General features: G+C 47.1%; 5 protein-coding genes and 4 tRNA genes. 6 read left to right on the top strand and 3 right to left on the bottom strand.

Translation table 11 applies throughout. From position 1 onward, the window contains the following. The first annotated feature begins 183 nt into the window (after positions 1 to 183). The gene (gene murB, locus SPM24T3_RS23800) at positions 184 to 1,221 is read left to right on the top strand and encodes a UDP-N-acetylmuramate dehydrogenase (RefSeq protein ID WP_009639406.1); all 1,038 of its coding nucleotides are present in this window, start codon (positions 184 to 186) and stop codon (positions 1,219 to 1,221) included. Further along, entirely contained in the window at positions 1,218 to 2,177 is a 960-nt protein-coding gene (birA, locus tag SPM24T3_RS23805; RefSeq protein WP_009639407.1) for a bifunctional biotin--[acetyl-CoA-carboxylase] ligase/biotin operon repressor BirA, read from the top strand. The genes murB and birA overlap by 4 nt, the downstream gene beginning before the upstream one ends. 82 nt (positions 2,178 to 2,259) lie before the next feature. Here birA and coaA read toward each other — a convergent pair whose 3' ends face one another. From coaA to SPM24T3_RS25670, 3 genes are all read right to left on the bottom strand, one after another. Next, on the bottom strand, positions 2,260 to 3,210 hold the full coding sequence (gene coaA / locus SPM24T3_RS23810; RefSeq protein WP_009639408.1) for a type I pantothenate kinase: 951 nt from the start codon (positions 3,208 to 3,210) through the stop codon (positions 2,260 to 2,262). Between the two features lie 230 nt (positions 3,211 to 3,440). Continuing rightward, positions 3,441 to 3,989 (bottom strand): GNAT family N-acetyltransferase, encoded by a 549-nt coding sequence (locus tag SPM24T3_RS23815; RefSeq protein WP_009639409.1) that lies wholly within the window; start codon positions 3,987 to 3,989, stop codon positions 3,441 to 3,443. 165 nt (positions 3,990 to 4,154) lie between these two features. Next, positions 4,155 to 4,436 carry a hypothetical protein gene (locus SPM24T3_RS25670; protein WP_157135362.1) on the bottom strand — a complete coding sequence of 94 codons (282 nt, stop codon included), beginning with the start codon at positions 4,434 to 4,436 and terminating at the stop codon, positions 4,155 to 4,157. 37 nt (positions 4,437 to 4,473) lie between these two features. Between SPM24T3_RS25670 and SPM24T3_RS23820 the strand changes: the two genes are divergently transcribed. From SPM24T3_RS23820 to SPM24T3_RS23835, 4 genes are all read left to right on the top strand, one after another. Beyond that, positions 4,474 to 4,549, top strand: a tRNA-Thr gene (locus SPM24T3_RS23820). Between the two features lie 21 nt (positions 4,550 to 4,570). Beyond that, positions 4,571 to 4,655, top strand: a tRNA-Tyr gene (locus tag SPM24T3_RS23825). 207 nt (positions 4,656 to 4,862) lie between these two features. Further along, positions 4,863 to 4,937 (top strand) — tRNA-Gly (locus SPM24T3_RS23830). A gap of 13 nt (positions 4,938 to 4,950) precedes the next feature. Further along, positions 4,951 to 5,026 (top strand) — tRNA-Thr (locus tag SPM24T3_RS23835). Positions 5,027 to 5,162: the final 136 nt, after the last annotated feature.

The following is a 5,162-nucleotide window of genomic DNA, read 5'->3' on the forward strand; positions in this document are numbered from 1 at the left end:
GTCAGACAGGGGCCTTTTTGCTGTTGCGGAGGGCACAAACGCCGGTCAGCGGCTTCCCGCTGGGTGATAAAAAGCGCTGTAAGCACGGGAGGAGGGGCAAAAAAGCGCTGAAAACAGTCGCGTCAGCCCTTTCAGGATCGGGTAAACTAGAGTTAATCAGGCCCAAAAAGAGTAAAACGCGTTATGTCGACTCACGACACTTCTTTAAAACACCTTAATACTTTCTCAGTTGAGGCGCAGGCAGCGCAAATTATTACCGCTACTTGCAGTGAGCATTTGACACAAGCCTGGCATCTTGCCCAAAAAAATCATCAACCTTTGCTACTTTTGGGCGAGGGAAGTAATGTGCTGTTCCTGGAAAACTTTGACGGGATCGTGGCGGTTAATCGCCTAAAAGGCATCGAAATCATACAAACTGACAGCGAATGGCTACTACATGTCGGAGCTGGCGAAAACTGGCATCAATTGGTTTGCTTTGCGCTGGATAACAATATTGCCGGATTAGAAAATCTGGCATTGATCCCCGGCTGTGTCGGCTCGGCCCCAATCCAGAACATTGGTGCCTATGGTATCGAACTACAAAGCCTCTGTGATTACGTTGATTTACTTAATCTGGACAGCGGCGAAGTGTTGCGGTTGTCCGCTATAGACTGTCTGTTCGGCTATCGTGAAAGCATTTTCAAGCATGCGTATCGCGAAGGGTATGCCATCATTGCTGTGGGTTTGCGTCTGGCGAAACAGTGGCAACCCAAGCTGACTTACGGTGATTTGATCCGCCTGGATGCTGCGACCGTAACGCCAAGACAAATTTTCGACGCCGTATGCGCCATGCGTCGCAGCAAATTGCCCGATCCGGCTAAAACCGGTAATGCTGGCAGCTTCTACAAGAACCCTATCGTAGATGCAAAACGGGTTAATGCGCTGCTTGCCGAGTATCCCAATATGCCGGTTTACCCGCAGGCCGATGGCAATGTAAAACTCGCCGCTGGATGGCTGGTCGAGAAGGCTGGGCTAAAAGGATTCAGAATCGGTGGCGCGGCCGTACATCAGCAGCAGGCATTAGTGCTAATAAATCAAGATAATGCAACCAGTCAGGAGGTAGTTTCGCTGGCTCGATACGTTCGAGATCAGGTTGCCGAGAAATTTGCTGTTTGGTTGGAGCCGGAAGTCCGATTTATCGCGGCACAGGGTGAAGTCAATGCCGTTGAGGCGCTGTCATGAAAGATATCACCGTACCGCTGCGAGTAATTTCCATCCTGTCTGACGGTGAATTTCACTCTGGTGAACAGCTGGGCTCTGAACTTGGCATGAGTAGAGCTGCAATCAATAAACATATCCAAACGGTTCGTGACTGGGGCCTGGATATCTTTACCATCCCCGGAAAAGGTTATCGGTTACCGGCAGCTATCCAACTGTTAGATCAAGAAAAGATTCTGGCCGCATTGCCAGAGGGCAATGTCGATGTTCTACCGGTTATTGATTCAACCAATCAATACCTGCAGGACCGCATTAGCCAACTGAATTCGGGTGACGCCTGCGTTGCCGAGTATCAGCAGGCTGGGAGAGGGCGTCGCGGGCGCCGTTGGTTCTCGCCTTTTGGCTCCAATCTTTATTTGTCTATGTACTGGAAATTAGACCAGGGACCGGCAGCAGCCATGGGGCTGAGTTTGGTTATCGGTATCGTCATGGCGGAAGTCATGCAGCGACTTGGCGCAGAAGATGTCAGAGTTAAGTGGCCCAACGATCTCTATCTCAAGGATCGTAAACTGGCGGGTATTCTGGTCGAACTAACCGGGAAAACGGGTGATGCTGCGCATCTGGTCATTGGTGCGGGAATTAACCTGCGCATGCGTGAACCTGCCGCAGATGTGATTAATCAGGGATGGATTAACCTGCAAGAAGCCGGTATTGATATCAACCGTAATGACCTGACAGTGACCCTGTTGAAAGAACTACGTGAAGCATTACGTAAGTTTGAGCAGGAAGGTCTGGCATCGTTTGTTCCACGTTGGCGCAACCTGGATAACTTTATCGACCGACCGGTTAAATTACTGATTGGGGACAATGAAATACATGGTATTGAGCGTGGGATCGATCAGCAAGGAGCATTATTATTAGAAATAGAGGGTGAAATTAAAACCTTTATCGGCGGAGAAATATCCTTACGCGGAAGGTAACAGCTCTAATTCTATTATTTCCTCAAAATAAAAGGGAGCCTTTGAAGCTCCCTTTGTCTTTATAATCATTAGCTGAGACTAATTACTTCCGCAAGCGGACACTCTCAACCGCATGATTGGCGCTTTTGGTCATAATCAAACTAGCTCGCTCACGGGTTGGTAAGATATTTTCTTTTAGATTCAGTCCGTTAATCTCATTCCATAAACCAGTGGCAATCTGTATGGCTTCCGTTTCTGGCAGCTTGGAATAATGATGGAAATAAGAATCAGGATCGGAAAACGCGCCCTGACGGAATTTCAAGAAACGGTTGATATACCAACTTTGTAATAAATCCTCTGGCGCATCGACATAAATTGAGAAGTCCACAAAGTCCGAAACAAATACGCGATGAGGATCGTGAGGATAGTCCATTCCGCTTTGTAAAACGTTTAATCCTTCAAGGATTAAAATATCTGGCTGGTTAATGACCTTATTGCCATCGGGGATGACATCATAGATTAGGTGAGAGTAGACCGGCGCGCTGACGTTTTTGGCACCTGACTTCACTTCAGATACGAACTTGACTAACTGATGGATATCATAGGACTGCGGAAAGCCCTTTTTCTTCATAATCCCACGCTCGTTAAGCGTTTTATTGGGATACAGAAAACCATCGGTGGTAACCAGTTCAACGGTGCGGTGCTCAGGCCAGCGGCTCAATAAAGCCTGCAAGAGACGCGCGGTGGTGCTTTTGCCCACAGCAACGCTGCCTGCGATGCCAATCACATAAGGGATTTTTTGCCCGTCGGTGCCAAGAAATTGTTCAAGAACAGCCTGACGACGCAGATTCGAACTGATATAGAAATTTAGAAGACGCGAAAGCGGTAGGTAGATTTGTGCAACTTCTTCTAGAGACAGGTCCTCGTTGATACCTTTCAGTTTCATGATTTCCGCTTCTTTGAGCGTTAATGGCACTGAATCACGTAGGGCTGCCCACTGAGTTCTGTCGAACTGTAGGTATGGGGTTGCCAAAGATAAGTCTCTTTTTTTCATAAGTTAAAGTCTGCCTGTTAGCGCAGGTCAGGAAAGGCGCTGCACGCCAACTCCAGACAGTAAACCAGCTGGCTATTATAGACAGCTTGTTTTCGGGCGTAGACATTTTTCTTATTAACTTATCGATTTCTTTGATTGAGTTAAAACATTTTTGAGAAAAGATGATAGCGAAAATTGGGGTTAAGAGTGCATAACTCATTGTTAAATAATTGTTAATGCACTCGCCGGAATTAATTTATCCGCTGGGACGAGGGAGCACTATCAGGAATCAACTGCTTAAAATATACTCTACCACGATGGCGGGAAGAGTATGATGCTGCCGTTTCAGCCGGAGTTTTACCCGAACATTGGTATCCCTGAGCCTTATAAAACGCTTCTGCAGGTGTTCCAGCCTGAATATCCAAAGACAATAAACCGCGCCGTAGGTTAAAGGCTGTATTTTCAAGTTCGCGCATAAGCTGCTTGGCGACGCCCTGACGTCTTGCAGAGGTATCTACAATCAGAGTTGATATTGTGCCGCACTGCGTTGACGCATCGTCGGATGCCAACTCTAACTGTACTGTTCCTACCAGCCCCTGCTCATTGCGGGCTATCCACAATAATCGTTGATGTTTCGAAATGGCCTCGCGCAAATCATGGAAAAACGTTGCTGAGGCTGCGGGATAATCATCATGGGATAACAGACCCGGCAATCCAACTGCATGGGTATCGTTCAACAGATGAGCCAGCTCCTCGTGATAGATAGGCAGCGTGGCGGCATTGAGTAAGACAATTTTCATATTCTCTTCTCCAAAGAAGGACGTGGGAGTATGTGATGCCTGCTCTTTTCTTTTATGAACACACTAACTCTCTTTCTTGCAAGTGCCTTGAGAAGTTCCCAGGGGATTAATATTCAGTTCATATAAAGGGTAAGCAATAAGCGCGCCAACAAGAAAACCCTTTAATTACAGGATATCGAATTGAGGAGGAGAGGGGATGAGAGCCGAAAGTGTGCGTTTGATCACTTTTATGGTGCAGGGATAAAAGAGGGTTTTACTTTTTTCATCAAAAATAGGGTCTTTTTGCGGGTGTTTGAGTTTCTCCGCAATTTTACTTTCCCGCCATCTGCGAATAAATCCTCTCAACTGGCTGCTCTTTAAGCGATAAATAGGTGAAAATGGGCCAGAAAGCACTGTTTTGCATAAAACATGACCGAATAAACAATTATCGCAATTTTTTTGTTGCATGGTCCGCCAAGTCCCCATAGAATGCGCAGCACTTGATGCCGGCTTAGCTCAGTTGGTAGAGCAACTGACTTGTAATCAGTAGGTCACCAGTTCGATTCCGGTAGCCGGCACCATCAAGTACTTTAACACAATTAGGTGGGGTTCCCGAGCGGCCAAAGGGAGCAGACTGTAAATCTGCCGTCATCGACTTCGAAGGTTCGAATCCTTCCCCCACCACCATCTTCCTCTGCGAGGTAGAAACGGCATTAGCCGAATCGACCAGCCAGCAGAGTGAAAGATGAAAGTTTACAACCTTGAGTCTCCAGGCTTTCAGTTAGTTAAATGAAACAGCACGGGTCTTGAGGTGAAGGTGCGGAATTAAGTGTTTCATCGCCTTGTCCCCACCTTGATGTTCTTCAGAAAAATCAGGTAGCCGGGTTCTAGGATGCGGGCATCGTATAATGGCTATTACCTCAGCCTTCCAAGCTGATGATGTGGGTTCGATTCCCACTGCCCGCTCCAACTAACTAGATGTGCTGATATAGCTCAGTTGGTAGAGCGCACCCTTGGTAAGGGTGAGGTCGGCAGTTCGAATCTGCCTATCAGCACCACTTCTAAACTCTTCCCCCCTGATTTTCTTCTGATACTTAATTCAAACAAGCAATTGCTTGGTTGATGTGGTGATACCACCGATCTAACCGTGTCTCAGAGGGACAATCGATGTCTAAAGAAAAGTTTGAACGTTCT

Source organism: Serratia sp. M24T3, assembly GCF_000257645.1.
Lineage (GTDB): Bacteria > Pseudomonadota > Gammaproteobacteria > Enterobacterales > Enterobacteriaceae > Rouxiella.